This window comes from Streptococcus mitis, from assembly GCF_023109235.1.
GTDB lineage: Bacteria > Bacillota > Bacilli > Lactobacillales > Streptococcaceae > Streptococcus > Streptococcus mitis_DA.
The window spans coordinates 40,185-54,606 of record NZ_JALDUC010000003.1 but is presented as its reverse complement, the minus strand read 5'-3'; the positions used below and the strand labels follow the sequence as shown (position 1 = coordinate 54,606).

Here is a 14,422-nt window from a genome sequence, read left to right as displayed (position 1 = left end):
GAGACTAAGAAACTTCCAAATGGAGACACAGAACATGTCTACGAAAAAGTCACAACTTCATTCAAGGATAAAGAAGGAAATGTAATTCCAAACTATCCAACAGAAGATGGCGAACAACCTAAGAAAGATATCCCAGGTTACCGCTTCGTAGAGACTAAGAAACTTCCAAATGGCGATGTAGAACACGTCTATGAAAAAGTAACCACACCAACACCAGTTACAGAAAAAGTATTAACAACTTATGTAGATGAAAATGGTGAATTGATTATTCCAGACGAAAATGGATCACATCCAGGTAAGTCATTGGAAGGTTACGAGTTAGTTCGTACAGAAACAGATGCTAATGGTAATGTTCACAATGTTTACCGTAAGATTCAATCTCAAAAACCGGTACAACCAGTTGAGCCAGCTACTCCAGCACAACCAGTACAAGCAACCGCAATGAAAGAAGCTGAAGCTAAGCGCGAATTGCCAAATACTGGTACAGAAGACAATGCTAGCCTTGCAGCACTTGGACTTCTCGGAGTATTGAGCGGATTTGGTCTTGTAGCTCGCAAGAAGAAAGAAGACTAAGCTTTCTAATTGATATGATTTGTTTGTAATGAACATATCATCCCTAAAGCTGATGAATCGAATGATTCATCAGCTTTTTTGCTGTTTTCACTAGGAGTACAGAGTGAACATCGAAATCAGAATCTCAGTTAGGAAATAATGGTTATACTTTTTTCTTTCTTAAAAAATATGGTATAATAGAGAGTAAAAAACTTTGAAAGAAAGAAAAAGATGAATTTAAAAGATTACATTGCAACAATTGAAAATTATCCAAAGGAGGGTATCACCTTCCGAGATATCAGTCCTTTGATGGCTGATGGAAATGCTTATAGCTACGCTGTTCGTGAAATCGTTCAATATGCTACTGACAAGAAAATTGACATGGTTGTAGGGCCTGAGGCTCGTGGATTTATCGTGGGTTGTCCAGTTGCTTTTGAGTTGGGAATTGGTTTTGCGCCTGTTCGTAAGCCAGGGAAATTGCCACGTGAAGTCATTTCTGCTGACTATGAAAAAGAGTACGGAGTTGATACCTTGACTATGCATGCTGACGCCATTAAGCCAGGTCAACGTGTTCTTATCGTAGATGACCTCTTGGCAACAGGTGGAACTGTTAAGGCAACCATCGAGATGATTGAAAAACTTGGTGGTGTTGTAGCAGGTTGTGCCTTCCTTGTTGAATTGGATGAATTGAACGGCCGTGAAAAAATCGGTGACTACGATTACAAAGTTCTGATGCATTATTAATCAAAAACAGTCCCTAGGGCTGTTTTCTCTACATTAGGATATAAAAATAGACTATAGCTAGTTAGAGAAAAACTATAATTGAAAACTATATCTTCTTGCAGTATAATAAAAGGACTAGGTGTTTGAGATTTAGTTTCATACTCAATGAAAATCAAAGAGCAAACTAGGAAACTAGCCGCAGGTTGCTCAAAACACTGTTTTGAGGTTGTGGATAGAACTGACGAAGTCAGCTCAAAACACTGTTTTGAGGTTGTGGATAGAACTGACGAAGTCAGTAACATATCTACGGCAAGGCAACGTTGACGCGGTTTGAAGAGATTTTCGAAGAGTTTCAAACATATGCAATGATTCCTGAAAGAATACAGTTAGGAGAGGGTTATGCCGATTCGAATTGATAAAAAATTACCAGCTGTTGAGATTTTACGGACAGAGAACATCTTTGTCATGGATGATCAACGTGCAGCCCACCAAGATATCCGTCCCTTGAAGATTTTAATTTTAAATCTTATGCCACAGAAAATGGTCACAGAGACCCAGTTGTTACGCCATTTGGCCAATACACCCCTACAACTGGATATTGATTTTCTTTATATGGAAAGCCACCGTTCTAAGACAACTCGTTCAGAGCACATGGAGACCTTTTATAAAACTTTTCCTGAAGTTAAGGACGAGTATTTTGATGGGATGATAATCACGGGTGCTCCAGTTGAGCATTTACCATTTGAGGAAGTGGACTATTGGGAGGAATTCAGTCAGGTAATCGAATGGTCCAAGACCCATGTCTATTCGACCCTTCATATCTGTTGGGGTGCTCAGGCGGGACTCTATCTGCGTTATGGGGTTGAAAAATACCAGATGGACAGTAAGTTATCGGGTATCTATCCTCAGGATGCTTTAAAAGAGGGGCACCTTCTCTTTAGAGGCTTTGACGATAGCTATGTATCCCCTCATTCTCGTCACACGGAGATTTCTAAGGAAGAGGTCTTAAACAAGACCAATCTCGAGATTTTATCGGAAGGACCTCAGGTTGGGGTTTCGATTTTGTCTAGTCGTGATTTACGAGAAATTTATAGTTTTGGGCATTTGGAATATGACCGTGATACCTTGGCAAATGAATATTTCCGAGATCGTGATGCAGGTTTGGATCCTCATATTCCAGAAAATTACTTTAAGGATGACGATGTCAACCAGACACCTTGTCTTTGTTGGTCTTCATCAGCAGCCCTCTTTTTCAGTAACTGGGTGAATTATGCGGTCTATCAGGAAACGCCTTTTGACTGGAGAAAAATAGAAGATGATGCATCTGCATTTGGGTATTTATAAGAGGAATTATGACATATTTAGACGCTTTTAAATCAGGGAACTTGGTTTTACCGAGTGCCCTGCTCTTGCATTTTAAGGAACTCTTTCCTTCTAGCGACGATTTTCTGGTCTGGCAATTTTTCTATTTGCAAAATACGACAGGTTTAGAAGAAATGTCCCCAAGCCAGATTGCTGAAAGGATTGGCAAGGAAATTTCGGATGTCAATCAGGCTATTTCCAATCTGACGGAGAGGGGACTACTTCAGTATCGAACGATAGAATTGAATGGTGAAATCGAATTGCTTTTTGATGCTAGTTTGGCTTTGGAACGTTTGGATAATTTGCTTGGAGCAGCTCATTCAAGTTCAGACCAGTTGACACCTCAAAACCAGCTCAAAGATTTGGTGGAAACTTTCCAGCAGGAATTAGGGCGCTTGTTGACTCCTTTTGAGATTGAGGATTTGATCAAGACACTAAAGGAAGATGGGACCAGTGCTGACTTGATTAAGGAAGCTCTTCGTGAAGCTGTTTTGAATGGAAAATCAAACTGGAAGTACATTCAGGCGATTTTGAGAAATTGGCGCCATGAAGGTATCAAAAGTGTGGCTCAAATAGAGGCCAAACGGGCAGAGAGAGAAGCAAGCAATCCTCAGTTGACACAGGTATCGGCAGATTTTAGAAATGCCATGGATCTCTGGAAGGATTAATCGTTGGAAGCAGGCTTGAAATCCGAGTAAGATTTGCAAGCTGTGTCTAATTGTGATAAAATAAATAGAAAATAAATTGAAAAAAGAGGTATGTGAAATGTCACGTAAACCATTTATCGCTGGTAACTGGAAAATGAACAAAAATCCAGAAGAAGCTAAAGCATTCGTTGAAGCAGTTGCATCAAAACTTCCTTCATCAGATCTTGTTGAAGCAGGTATCGCAGCTCCAGCTCTTGATTTGACAACTGTTCTTGCTGCTGCAAAAGGTTCAAACCTCAAAGTTGCTGCTCAAAACTGCTACTTTGAAAATGCAGGTGCTTTCACTGGTGAAACTAGCCCACAAGTTTTGAAAGAAATCGGTACTGACTATGTTGTTATCGGTCACTCAGAACGCCGTGACTACTTCCATGAAACTGACGAAGATATCAACAAAAAAGCAAAAGCAATCTTTGCAAACGGTATGCTTCCAATCATCTGTTGTGGTGAGTCACTTGAAACTTACGAAGCTGGTAAAGCTGCTGAATTTGTAGGTGCTCAAGTATCTGCTGCATTGGCTGGATTGACTGCTGAACAAGTTGCTGCATCAGTTATCGCTTACGAGCCAATCTGGGCTATCGGTACTGGTAAATCAGCTTCACAAGACGATGCACAAAAAATGTGTAAAGTTGTTCGTGACGTTGTAGCTGCTGACTTCGGTCAAGAAGTTGCAGACAAAGTTCGTGTTCAATACGGTGGTTCTGTTAAACCTGAAAACGTTGCTTCATACATGGCTTGCCCAGACGTTGACGGTGCCCTTGTTGGTGGTGCGTCACTTGAAGCAGAAAGCTTCTTGGCTTTGCTTGACTTTGTAAAATAATCAGTAGCAAAAGCTAGGTGGAACAGCATTCAGATGTCTGTTCCATTTTTTATAGGAGAGGAAAGATTGAAAACAAAGATTGGAAAAATTGGATTAGTAAGTATCTTTTTGCTAGGCTTGGCAGTTAGTCATGTCGCTGCCAATGAAACTGAAGTGAAAGCCTCTTCGGAAGAAAGCAGTGTGCAAGCTTCTTCTAGCAAGGTAGAAGAAAAGAAATCAGAAACAACTGCAAGTCAAAAAGAAGAAGAGAAAAAAGTTGGGACTTCTTCTAGTCAGCGTCCAGAGAAAAAGGAAGAAGTCAAAGAGACGCGAGCTAGTAGTCAGAAAGAAGAAAGTAAACCAAATTCAACATCAGCACACTGGGAGGGTGACTTCTATGTAAAAGCAGATGGTTTAAAAGCTAAGAGTGAGTGGATTTTTGATACTAGCCATAATAGCTGGTTCTATATAAAAGCAGATGGTCGTTATGCCCAAAAAGAATGGTATGGAAACTACTACCTCAAAGCGGGTGGTTACATGGCTAAAAATGAATGGGTTTACGATAACAATTATAAGAGTTGGTTCTACCTCAAGGCAGACGGTTCTTATGCAGAGCAAGAATGGCAGAAAATCAATGGCAAATGGTACTATTTCAAGAAGTGGGGCTATATGGCTAAAAGTCAGTGGCAAGGAGATTATTTCTTGAATGGTCAAGGTGCTATGATGCAAAACGAATGGCTTTACGATAATCATTATAAGAGTTGGTTCTATCTTAAGTCAGACGGTTCTTATGCTAATGAACAGTGGCAAAAGGTAGATGGCAAGTGGTACTATTTCAAGAAGTGGGGGTACATGGCTCAAGATGAGTGGCATGGGGACTACTATCTTACTGAAAGTGGTGCTATGGCAACAGGTGAGTTAATTATGGACGATACTCGTTATACTTTTGCTGATTCAGGGGAACTGAAAGAAAAGAAAGCCTTGAATGTTGGTTGGGTTTATCGAAATGGACACCGTTATTTCTTTAACCATCGTGAAGAACAGGTTGGAACTGACCGTGCTAAGAAGGTTATTGATGTCAGTGAGCATAATGGCCGCATTAGTGATTGGAAAAAGGTTATCCAGGAAAATGGAGTTGATGGTGTTATTGTGCGCTTAGGATACAGCGGTGTAGAAGATAAGGAATTGGCACATAATATTCAAGAATTTAATCGACTAGGCATTCCTTATGGTGTTTATCTTTATACCTATGCAGAAAATGAAACAGATGCTGAGAATGATGCTAAGCAGACTATTGAACTCTTGAAGAAATACAAGATGAACTTATCTTATCCAATCTACTATGATGTTGAAAACTGGGAGTATGAAAATAAATCTAAGAAAGCTCCAGCAGATACAACTACTTGGGTTAAAATTATCAATAAGTATATGGAAACCATGAAGCATGCTGGTTATCAAAACGTGAAAGTTTATAGCTATCGTCAACTTTTGCAAACTCGTTTGAATCATCCAAATATTTTACAACATGTAAACTGGGTTGCTGCCTATACGGATGCGCTTGATTGGAACAATCCTCATTATTCAGGAGAAAAAGGATGGCAATATACTTCATCTGACTCTCTTAAAGGGATTCGGGGTCATGTTGATGTTAGCGTCTGGTATTAAGATGTAAAACTTAGAAAAGAGCCTACAAATTGTATGCTCTTTTCTTTATTTTATCTCTGTTAAGAGAGTTTGAAAGTGACTGGATTTCATTCTAAAAAATTCTTAAATTATCAGTCTATTGCAACTTTTCTCATGTGAGTCATTTGGCTTGCTATTGGTTTTCCTTAGTAGTATACTAAGGTAGTAATCATTAAGAAGTGGTTACAAATAATAATGAATGAGGTAAAATAAAATGGTAGAATTGAAAAAAGAAGCAGTAAAAGACGTAACATCATTGACAAAAGCAGCGCCAGTAGCATTGGCAAAAACAAAGGAAGTATTGAACCAAGCTGTTGCTGATTTGTATGTAGCTCACGTTGCTTTGCACCAAGTGCACTGGTACATGCGTGGTCGTGGTTTCCTTGTATGGCATCCAAAAATGGATGAGTATATGGAAGCTCTTGATGGTCAATTGGATGAAATCAGTGAGCGTTTGATCACACTTGGTGGTAGCCCATTCTCTACATTGACAGAATTCCTTCAAAACAGTGAAATCGAAGAAGAAGCTGGTGAATACCGTAATGTTGAAGAAAGCTTGGAACGTGTCCTTGCTATCTACCGTTACTTGTCAGAACTCTTCCAAAAAGGTTTGGATGTTACTGATGAAGAAGGTGACGATGTGACAAACGGTATCTTTACAGATGCTAAAACTGAAACTGATAAAACAATCTGGATGCTTGCCGCAGAACTTGGACAAGCACCTGGTTTGTAAGAAATAGAATAATCATATAAAAATCTGTAGGATGCCTCTTACAGATTTTTTTCTATTCTGTAAGCTATTCCAAACCAGTCTTTTTTTGAGTTTTTTGATAAAATAGTACTATCAGTGAAAAGGATGGAAGCATGACTAAGAAAATCGTAGCTATTTGGGCCCAGGATGAAGAGGGTGTGATTGGTAAGGGAAATCGCCTGCCTTGGCATTTGCCAGCAGAACTGCAACACTTCAAAGAAACAACTCTGAATCATGCTATCTTGATGGGGCGTGTGACCTTTGATGGGATGGGGCGTCGCTTGCTTCCACAACGGGAAACTCTGATTTTGACGCGTAATTCTGAAGAAAAGATAGACGGGGTTACTACTTTTCAGGATGTCCAGTCTGTCTTGGACTGGTATCAGGCTCAAGAAAAGAATCTTTATATTATCGGTGGGAAGCAAATTTTTCAGGCTTTTGAACCCTACCTTGACGAAGTAATTGTGACTCAAATTCATGCTCGGGTGGAGGGAGATACCTATTTCCCTGAGGAGTTTGATTTGTCTCTTTTTGAGACAGTTTCAAGCAAATCCTATACCAAAGATGAGAAAAATCCTTATGATTTTACCATCCAATACCGCAAGAGAAAGGAAGTCTAATGGAACGTAGTATATTTGGTTTTTTCACAGCCATGCTGTGTTTGGTCTGCTTACTTGCAGGAGCACAGGCTTTTCGTAAAAAGCGTTATGGGCTTTCTGTCCTGCTCTGGTTAAATGCCTTTACCAATTTGGTCAATAGTATCCATGCTTTTTACATGACCTTATTTTAGATAGAATGACAGTATAGAATAGAACGGAAGGAAATCATGCCTACAAATAGGAATAATGATATGATGGTTTATTGCTCATTTTGTGGCAAAAGCCAAGAAGAAGTACAAAAAATAATCGCAGGTAACAACGCCTTTATCTGTAATGAATGTGTGGAGTTAGCCCAGGAAATCATTCGAGAGGAGTTGGCGGAAGAAGTCTTGGCAGACTTGTCTGAAGTTCCAAAACCAATCGAACTCCTCCATATCTTGAACCACTATGTAATTGGTCAAGATCGTGCCAAACGTGCCTTGGCAGTGGCAGTTTACAACCACTACAAACGCATCAATTTCCACGATACGCGTGAAGAGTCAGAAGATGTGGATTTGCAGAAGTCAAATATCTTGATGATTGGCCCAACTGGTTCAGGGAAAACTTTTCTTGCCCAGACCTTGGCTAAGAGCTTGAATGTGCCTTTTGCGATTGCGGATGCAACAGCTCTTACTGAGGCTGGTTATGTGGGTGAGGACGTGGAAAATATCCTCCTCAAACTATTGCAGGCTGCTGACTTTAACATTGAACGTGCAGAGCGTGGCATTATCTATGTGGATGAAATTGACAAGATTGCTAAGAAGAGCGAGAACGTATCGATCACACGTGACGTTTCTGGTGAAGGGGTGCAACAAGCCCTTCTCAAGATTATCGAGGGAACCGTTGCCAGCGTACCACCTCAAGGTGGACGCAAACATCCACAACAAGAAATGATTCAAGTGGATACCAAGAACATCCTCTTCATCGTGGGTGGTGCCTTTGATGGCATTGAAGAAATTGTCAAACAACGTCTGGGTGAAAAAGTCATTGGATTTGGTCAAAATAATAAGGCGATTGATGAAAATAGCTCTTACATGCAAGAAATCATCGCAGAAGATATTCAAAAATTCGGGATTATTCCTGAGTTGATTGGGCGCTTGCCTGTCTTTGCAGCTCTTGAGCAATTGACAGTGGATGACTTGGTTCGCATCTTGAAAGAACCAAGAAATGCCTTGGTCAAACAATACCAAACCTTGCTTTCTTATGATGATGTCGAGTTGGAATTTGACGACGAAGCCCTTCAAGAGATTGCCAATAAGGCCATCGAACGCAAAACTGGTGCGCGTGGTCTTCGCTCCATCATCGAAGAAACCATGCTAGATGTCATGTTTGAAGTACCGAGTCAGGAAAATGTGAAATTGGTCCGCATCACAAAAGAAGCTGTCGATGGAACGGATAAACCAATCCTAGAAACAGCCTAGAGGTGACTATGGAACTTAATACACACAATGCTGAAATCTTGCTCAGTGCGGCTAATAAATCCCACTATCCGCAGGATGAATTGCCAGAGATTGCCCTAGCAGGGCGGTCAAATGTAGGCAAGTCTAGCTTTATCAACACCATGCTCAACCGTAAGAATCTGGCTCGCACGTCAGGGAAACCTGGGAAAACCCAGCTTCTCAACTTCTTTAACATTGATGACAAGATGCGCTTTGTGGATGTGCCTGGTTATGGCTATGCTCGTGTTTCTAAAAAGGAACGTGAAAAGTGGGGGCGCATGATTGAGGAGTACTTAACGACTCGGGAAAATCTCCGTGCGGTAGTCAGTCTAGTTGACCTTCGTCATGACCCGTCAGCAGATGATGTGCAGATGTACGAATTTCTCAAATATTATGAGATTCCGGTCATCATTGTGGCGACTAAGGCGGACAAGATTCCTCGTGGTAAATGGAACAAGCATGAATCAGCAATCAAAAAGAAATTAAACTTTGACCCAAGTGACGACTTTATCCTCTTTTCATCTGTCAGCAAGGCAGGGATGGATGAGGCTTGGGATGCAATCTTAGAAAAATTGTGAGGAAAAGAAAATGGCAAAAACAATTCATACAGACAAAGCCCCAAAGGCTATCGGACCCTATGTTCAAGGAAAAATCGTTGGCAACCTTTTGTTTGCTAGTGGTCAAGTTCCTCTCTCTCCTGAAACTGGGGAAATCGTTGGAGAAACGATTCAAGAACAGACAGAACAAGTCTTGAAAAACATTGGTGCTATTTTGGCAGAAGCAGGAACTGACTTTGACCATGTTGTCAAAACAACTTGCTTTTTGAGCGATATGAACGACTTTGTTCCTTTTAACGAGGTTTACCAAACGGCCTTTAAAGAGGAATTTCCAGCTCGTTCAGCAGTAGAGGTAGCTCGTCTTCCTCGTGATGTAAAAGTCGAAATCGAAGTCATCGCAGAGATTGGATAAGCTAGTTGAAGTTTGGTTCTGCCAAACTTCTTTTGATATAAGGAGAAAAAGATGACAAAGAAACAACTTCACTTGGTGATTGTGACAGGAATGAGTGGTGCAGGAAAAACTGTTGCCATTCAGTCCTTCGAGGATTTGGGATATTTCACTATTGATAATATGCCGCCAGCCCTCTTGCCTAAGTTTTTGCAGTTGGTGGAAACAAAGGAAGACGACCATAAGTTGGCCTTGGTAGTGGACATGCGTAGCCGTTCTTTCTTCTCGGAGATTCAAGCTGTTTTGGATGAGTTGGAAAACAAGGAAGAACTGGACTTTAAAATCCTCTTTTTGGATGCAGCAGATAAGGAATTGGTCGCTCGTTACAAGGAAACCAGACGAAGCCACCCTCTAGCAGCAGATGGTCGAATTTTGGATGGAATCAAGCTGGAACGTGAGCTCTTGGCACCTTTAAAAAATATGAGTCAAAATGTGGTGGATACAACTGAACTCACTCCGCGTGAGCTGCGTAAAACCCTTGCAGAGCAGTTTTCAGATCAAGAACAGGCTCAGTCTTTCCGTATTGAAGTCATGTCTTTTGGCTTTAAATATGGAATTCCGATTGATGCGGACTTGGTCTTTGATGTTCGTTTCTTGCCAAATCCATACTACCTTCCAGAGTTACGAAACCAAACGGGTGTGGATGAACCAGTTTATGACTATGTCATGAATCATCCTGAGTCAGAAGACTTTTATCAACATTTATTGGCCTTGATTGAGCCAATTTTGCCAAGTTACCAAAAGGAAGGTAAGTCTGTTTTGACTATTGCCATGGGTTGTACGGGTGGGCAACACCGTAGTGTGGCCTTTGCTAAACGCTTGGCGCAGGACTTATCCAAGAATTGGCCTGTTAATGAAGGGCATCGCGACAAAGACCGAAGAAAGGAAACGGTAAACCGTTCATGAGAAAACCAAAGATAACGGTGATTGGTGGAGGGACTGGAATCCCCGTCATTCTAAAAAGTCTGCGGGAAAAAGATGTGGAAATCGCTGCTATCGTAACGGTGGCGGATGATGGTGGTTCTTCAGGTGAACTCAGAAAAAATATGCAGCAGTTGACACCGCCAGGTGATCTTCGCAATGTCCTTGTGGCCATGTCGGATATGCCTAAGTTTTATGAGAAAGTCTTTCAGTATCGCTTTTCTGAAGATGCTGGAGCCTTTGCTGGCCATCCATTGGGAAATCTCATTATCGCTGGCCTGTCAGAAATGCAGGGTTCGACCTATAATGCCATGCAGTTGCTGAGCAAATTTTTCCATACCACTGGGAAGATTTATCCTTCCAGTGACCATCCCTTGACCCTGCATGCGGTCTTTCAGGATGGGACAGAAGTGGCTGGAGAGAGTCATATTGCAGACCATCCAGGCATGATTGACCATGTCTATGTGACCAATACCCTCAACGATGATACGCCTCTGGCCAGTCGTCGAGTAGTGCAGACTATTCTTGAAAGTGACATGATTGTCCTTGGGCCTGGTTCCCTCTTCACCTCTATTTTGCCCAATATCGTGATTAAGGAAATCGGGCAGGCACTTTTGGAAACCAAGGCAGAAATCGCCTATGTCTGCAATATCATGACCCAACGTGGGGAGACGGAGCACTTTACAGATAGTGATCACGTAGAAGTCTTGCATCGTCACCTTGGCCGACCTTTTATTGATACCGTCTTGGTGAATATCGAAAAAGTGCCTCAGGAATACATGAATTCCAATCGCTTTGATGAATACTTGGTGCAGGTGGACCATGATTTTGCTGGGCTTAGTAAGCAAGTTCCGCGCGTGATTTCATCCAACTTTCTTCGTCTGGAAAATGGGGGTGCCTTCCACGATGGAGATTTGATCGTGGATGAGTTGATGCGGATTATACAGGTGAGAAAATGAGTTTCACAGTAGCAGTAAAAGAAGAAATCTTAGGTCAACACCATCTGAGCCGGCATGAATTATCTGCCATTATCAAGATGTCTGGAAGTATCGGTCTCTCGACTTCGGGTCTGACCTTGTCTGTTGTGACAGAAAATGCCAAACTGGCCCGTCACCTTTATGAGTCCTTCCTCCATTTCTATCAAATCAAATCGGAAATTCGCCATCACCAACGGAGCAATCTCCGCAAGAATCGGGTCTATACTGTTTTTACAGATGAAAAGGTGCAGGACTTGCTGAGTGATTTGCACTTGGCAGACTCCTTCTTTGGTCTGGAAACAGGTATTGACGAGGAGATTTTATCAGACGAGGAAGCAGGCCGTGCTTATCTCTGTGGTGCTTTCTTGGCAAATGGAAGCATTCGTGACCCTGAGTCAGGTAAGTACCAGTTGGAAATCAGTTCTGTTTATCTGGACCACGCGCAAGGGATTGCCTCCCTTCTCCAGCAATTTTTACTAGATGCTAAGGTGCTTGAGCGCAAGAAGGGAGCTGTGACCTATCTCCAGCGAGCCGAAGATATTATGGACTTCTTGATTGTCATCGGAGCCATGCAGGCGCGTGATGATTTTGAGAGGGTTAAGATTTTGCGAGAAACCCGTAACGATCTCAATCGGGCTAATAATGCTGAAACGGCTAATATCGCTCGGACAGTTTCTGCCAGCATGAAGACCATCAACAATATTAGTAAAATCAAAGATATCATGGGCTTAGAAAATCTGCCAGTTGATTTGCAGGAGGTAGCGCAACTGCGGATTCAACACCCAGACTACTCTATCCAGCAGTTAGCAGATAGCCTCAGCACCCCTCTGACCAAAAGTGGTGTCAACCACAGACTCAGAAAAATCAATAAGATAGCCGATGAATTATAACGATATAAAGCAACCCCTTGAATTATCAGTGTGATTGGTTGATTCTATTTTTTCTAATGGCCTGATATCGCTAACTTACAAAATATAAACCTGTTTCTTGACAATTGAATAGAGTATGTGAGATAATAAAGGAGAATTGAGTACTAGTTCTATATCATGGACTAAGAAAAGACCTTGAGCTAACTTCCACATTAAGCTTGGGGTCTTTTTTGACACTATTTGTACTTGTTAAGCCATTTATAGTAGATTGAATCTACATTAGTATGTCATGGATGCCAAAATATTTATAGAAAGTAATTTGACTTTCCTAGTCGATTTGTGCACATCTTATTTCAATCTACTATATTGACTAAGCAAAGAACGACACTGGCCACAATTGGTCCGATGATAGTTTTGAGTATTAATTCCATCATGGGCTATCTCACCTTCTTTCGTAGGCGGTGTAGAAGTGCCGTAAATATTACAGCGCATTTATAATTCAGCATGTCAGAGATTTCTTTTGACAACTGAAGATGGATGTGAGATAATAGTGGAGAAGTGAAGATGTAGTCTACCATAACTACAAAAAAGCCCCTGCTGATAACCACAAAAGCAAGGGCTTTTTCTAGTCTACGCTAGAAAGGTGGGTTGGTCGCTATTTCTTGTTTAGCCATTTTTCGATGACTATCAGGACGATACCGATCACCAAGGGTAGAATAATATTTGTGAAGATGTAATCTACCATAGGCTCCACCTCCCTTCTAAGGCAGATGTGCCGTTTCTATTATATCACATGATTTATCAGTTTGATAGGCATTTTTATTTTTGCTAAAAAAGGGAAAGATATGAGCTAACAAGATTGTAGATGAACTATAAAACCACGAATCCTATGTGACTCGTGGTTCTTTTTTATAAACTAGTAGAGTGTTTTGGTTGTACTTTTTGCTCAGGGTCGATGTAGTTGATGGCGTTGTTAACAGCGGTTGGTGCTTCTCCAAGACCTGTCGCAATCAAGTCTATCTTTCCGTCATAGTAGCAACAGTCACCGATAGCATAGATACCTGCTTGGCTGGATTCCTGTTTGCTGTTGACGATAATCTTATGACGGTTGAGGTCCAGACCCCAGTTTTTAAGGTTACCGACAGAAGATTTGAAACCATAGTTAACAAAGAGGTGGTCTAAGTCAATCGTTTCTGCTTCATCAGATTTGACTTTTGTGATTTCAAGTTTATCGAGCATTTTTCCATCTCCAAGGAGTTGGCTAGGGACGAATGGTGTCTTGATGGTCACAGATGATTCCTGTAAGTCTTGGACACTGTGTTCCAAGGCACGGAAATTATCTCTGCGGTGGACAAGGGTAGTTGGCGCAATTTTTTCAAAAGCCAAAGCCCAATCCACAGCCGAGTCCCCACCACCAAGAATCGTCACTTTCTTACCAGCGTATTGCTGGATGTTGGAAACGTGGTAGTGGATATTTTCATAGCCCTCAACGCCTTCTAGTTCCAGCGGACGTGGTTTAAAGGCACCGCCACCCATAGCGATGATAACAGTTTTAGACAGGTGACTTCCTTTAGAAGTTGTAATTACAAAGCCTTCCTCTTGTTTTTCAATCTCAAGAACCGTTTCGTTGAGATGAATAGGGGTATCAAAGCCATTTAATTGCTCGATTAGACGGTTAGTCAATTCTTCTCCAGTCAGGTTTGGGAAACCTGGGACGTCTAAAATTTCCTTTTCAGGGTAGAGAATAGCAGGTTGTCCACCTAGTTGGGGAAGAGAGTCGATGATTTGGACCTTAGCTTGGCGTAGGTGGGCATAAAAGGCTGCAAAAAGACCGACAGGACCACCACCTACAATGGTAATATCATAGAGTTGAGACATGGTTTCTCCTTTGTTTTTTATAGTCAATTTATTTTATCATATTTTTTCCTTAATTTAAAATGAAGTAGGATAGGGAAAAAAATGACAGAAAAATGGTATAATAGAAAGGAACGTGTTTGGA

At 41.3% G+C, this 14,422-nt stretch carries 17 protein-coding genes; 15 read left to right on the top strand and 2 right to left on the bottom strand.

Going from position 1 to position 14,422, the window contains the following annotated elements:
- The 15 genes from M1F55_RS02840 to whiA form a co-directional block, all read left to right on the top strand.
- On the top strand, positions 1-573 hold a 573-nt coding region (locus M1F55_RS02840; protein ID WP_247947241.1), incomplete at its 5' end, for an LPXTG cell wall anchor domain-containing protein.
- A gap of 210 nt (positions 574-783) precedes the next feature.
- Entirely contained in the window at positions 784-1,296 is a 513-nt protein-coding gene (locus M1F55_RS02835; protein WP_001049320.1) for an adenine phosphoribosyltransferase, read from the top strand.
- A 378-nt stretch (positions 1,297-1,674) separates the two neighbouring features.
- The gene (gene metA, locus M1F55_RS02830) at positions 1,675-2,619 is read left to right on the top strand and encodes a homoserine O-acetyltransferase MetA (protein WP_247947240.1); all 945 of its coding nucleotides are present in this window, start codon (positions 1,675-1,677) and stop codon (positions 2,617-2,619) included.
- A gap of 8 nt (positions 2,620-2,627) precedes the next feature.
- Positions 2,628-3,305: a DnaD domain-containing protein gene (locus M1F55_RS02825; RefSeq protein WP_247939566.1), complete on the top strand. Its 678-nt coding sequence runs from the start codon at positions 2,628-2,630 to the stop codon at positions 3,303-3,305.
- A gap of 97 nt (positions 3,306-3,402) precedes the next feature.
- Positions 3,403-4,161 carry a triose-phosphate isomerase gene (tpiA, locus tag M1F55_RS02820; RefSeq protein WP_000087893.1) on the top strand — a complete coding sequence of 253 codons (759 nt, stop codon included), beginning with the start codon at positions 3,403-3,405 and terminating at the stop codon, positions 4,159-4,161.
- Between the two features lie 33 nt (positions 4,162-4,194).
- On the top strand, positions 4,195-5,805 hold the full coding sequence (gene lytC, locus M1F55_RS02815; RefSeq protein WP_247947239.1) for a GH25 family lysozyme: 1,611 nt from the start codon (positions 4,195-4,197) through the stop codon (positions 5,803-5,805).
- A 232-nt stretch (positions 5,806-6,037) separates the two neighbouring features.
- Positions 6,038-6,556 carry a Dps family protein gene (locus M1F55_RS02810; protein ID WP_000229882.1) on the top strand — a complete coding sequence of 173 codons (519 nt, stop codon included), beginning with the start codon at positions 6,038-6,040 and terminating at the stop codon, positions 6,554-6,556.
- Positions 6,557-6,687: 131 nt separating this feature from the next.
- Entirely contained in the window at positions 6,688-7,194 is a 507-nt protein-coding gene (locus M1F55_RS02805) for a dihydrofolate reductase (RefSeq protein WP_000162491.1), read from the top strand.
- Positions 7,194-7,364, top strand: a complete 171-nt coding sequence (locus M1F55_RS02800) for a hypothetical protein (protein ID WP_000442260.1) — start codon at positions 7,194-7,196, stop codon at positions 7,362-7,364. The genes M1F55_RS02805 and M1F55_RS02800 overlap by 1 nt, the downstream gene beginning before the upstream one ends.
- A 36-nt stretch (positions 7,365-7,400) precedes the next feature.
- Positions 7,401-8,633, top strand: a complete 1,233-nt coding sequence (gene clpX, locus M1F55_RS02795; RefSeq protein WP_012972566.1) for an ATP-dependent Clp protease ATP-binding subunit ClpX — start codon at positions 7,401-7,403, stop codon at positions 8,631-8,633.
- 8 nt (positions 8,634-8,641) lie between these two features.
- Entirely contained in the window at positions 8,642-9,229 is a 588-nt protein-coding gene (gene yihA, locus M1F55_RS02790) for a ribosome biogenesis GTP-binding protein YihA/YsxC (protein WP_000422605.1), read from the top strand.
- A 10-nt stretch (positions 9,230-9,239) separates the two neighbouring features.
- On the top strand, positions 9,240-9,620 hold the full coding sequence (locus M1F55_RS02785) for a RidA family protein (protein ID WP_001140420.1): 381 nt from the start codon (positions 9,240-9,242) through the stop codon (positions 9,618-9,620).
- A 51-nt stretch (positions 9,621-9,671) separates the two neighbouring features.
- Positions 9,672-10,562 carry an RNase adapter RapZ gene (gene rapZ / locus M1F55_RS02780; RefSeq protein WP_000163055.1) on the top strand — a complete coding sequence of 297 codons (891 nt, stop codon included), beginning with the start codon at positions 9,672-9,674 and terminating at the stop codon, positions 10,560-10,562.
- Entirely contained in the window at positions 10,559-11,536 is a 978-nt protein-coding gene (locus M1F55_RS02775) for a YvcK family protein (RefSeq protein WP_247947238.1), read from the top strand. The genes rapZ and M1F55_RS02775 overlap by 4 nt, the downstream gene beginning before the upstream one ends.
- A complete protein-coding gene (gene whiA / locus M1F55_RS02770) occupies positions 11,533-12,444 on the top strand; it encodes a DNA-binding protein WhiA (RefSeq protein WP_247947237.1) in 912 nt (303 codons plus the stop codon). Before M1F55_RS02775 ends, whiA begins: the two co-directional genes overlap by 4 nt.
- A gap of 634 nt (positions 12,445-13,078) precedes the next feature.
- Here whiA and M1F55_RS02765 read toward each other — a convergent pair.
- Together M1F55_RS02765 and M1F55_RS02760 are read right to left on the bottom strand one after the other, a co-directional pair.
- Complete coding sequence (locus M1F55_RS02765; protein ID WP_142358332.1) at positions 13,079-13,168, bottom strand: type I addiction module toxin, Fst family; 90 nt, start codon at positions 13,166-13,168, stop codon at positions 13,079-13,081.
- 164 nt (positions 13,169-13,332) lie between these two features.
- Entirely contained in the window at positions 13,333-14,301 is a 969-nt protein-coding gene (locus M1F55_RS02760) for an NAD(P)/FAD-dependent oxidoreductase (RefSeq protein ID WP_247947236.1), read from the bottom strand.
- Positions 14,302-14,422: the final 121 nt, after the last annotated feature.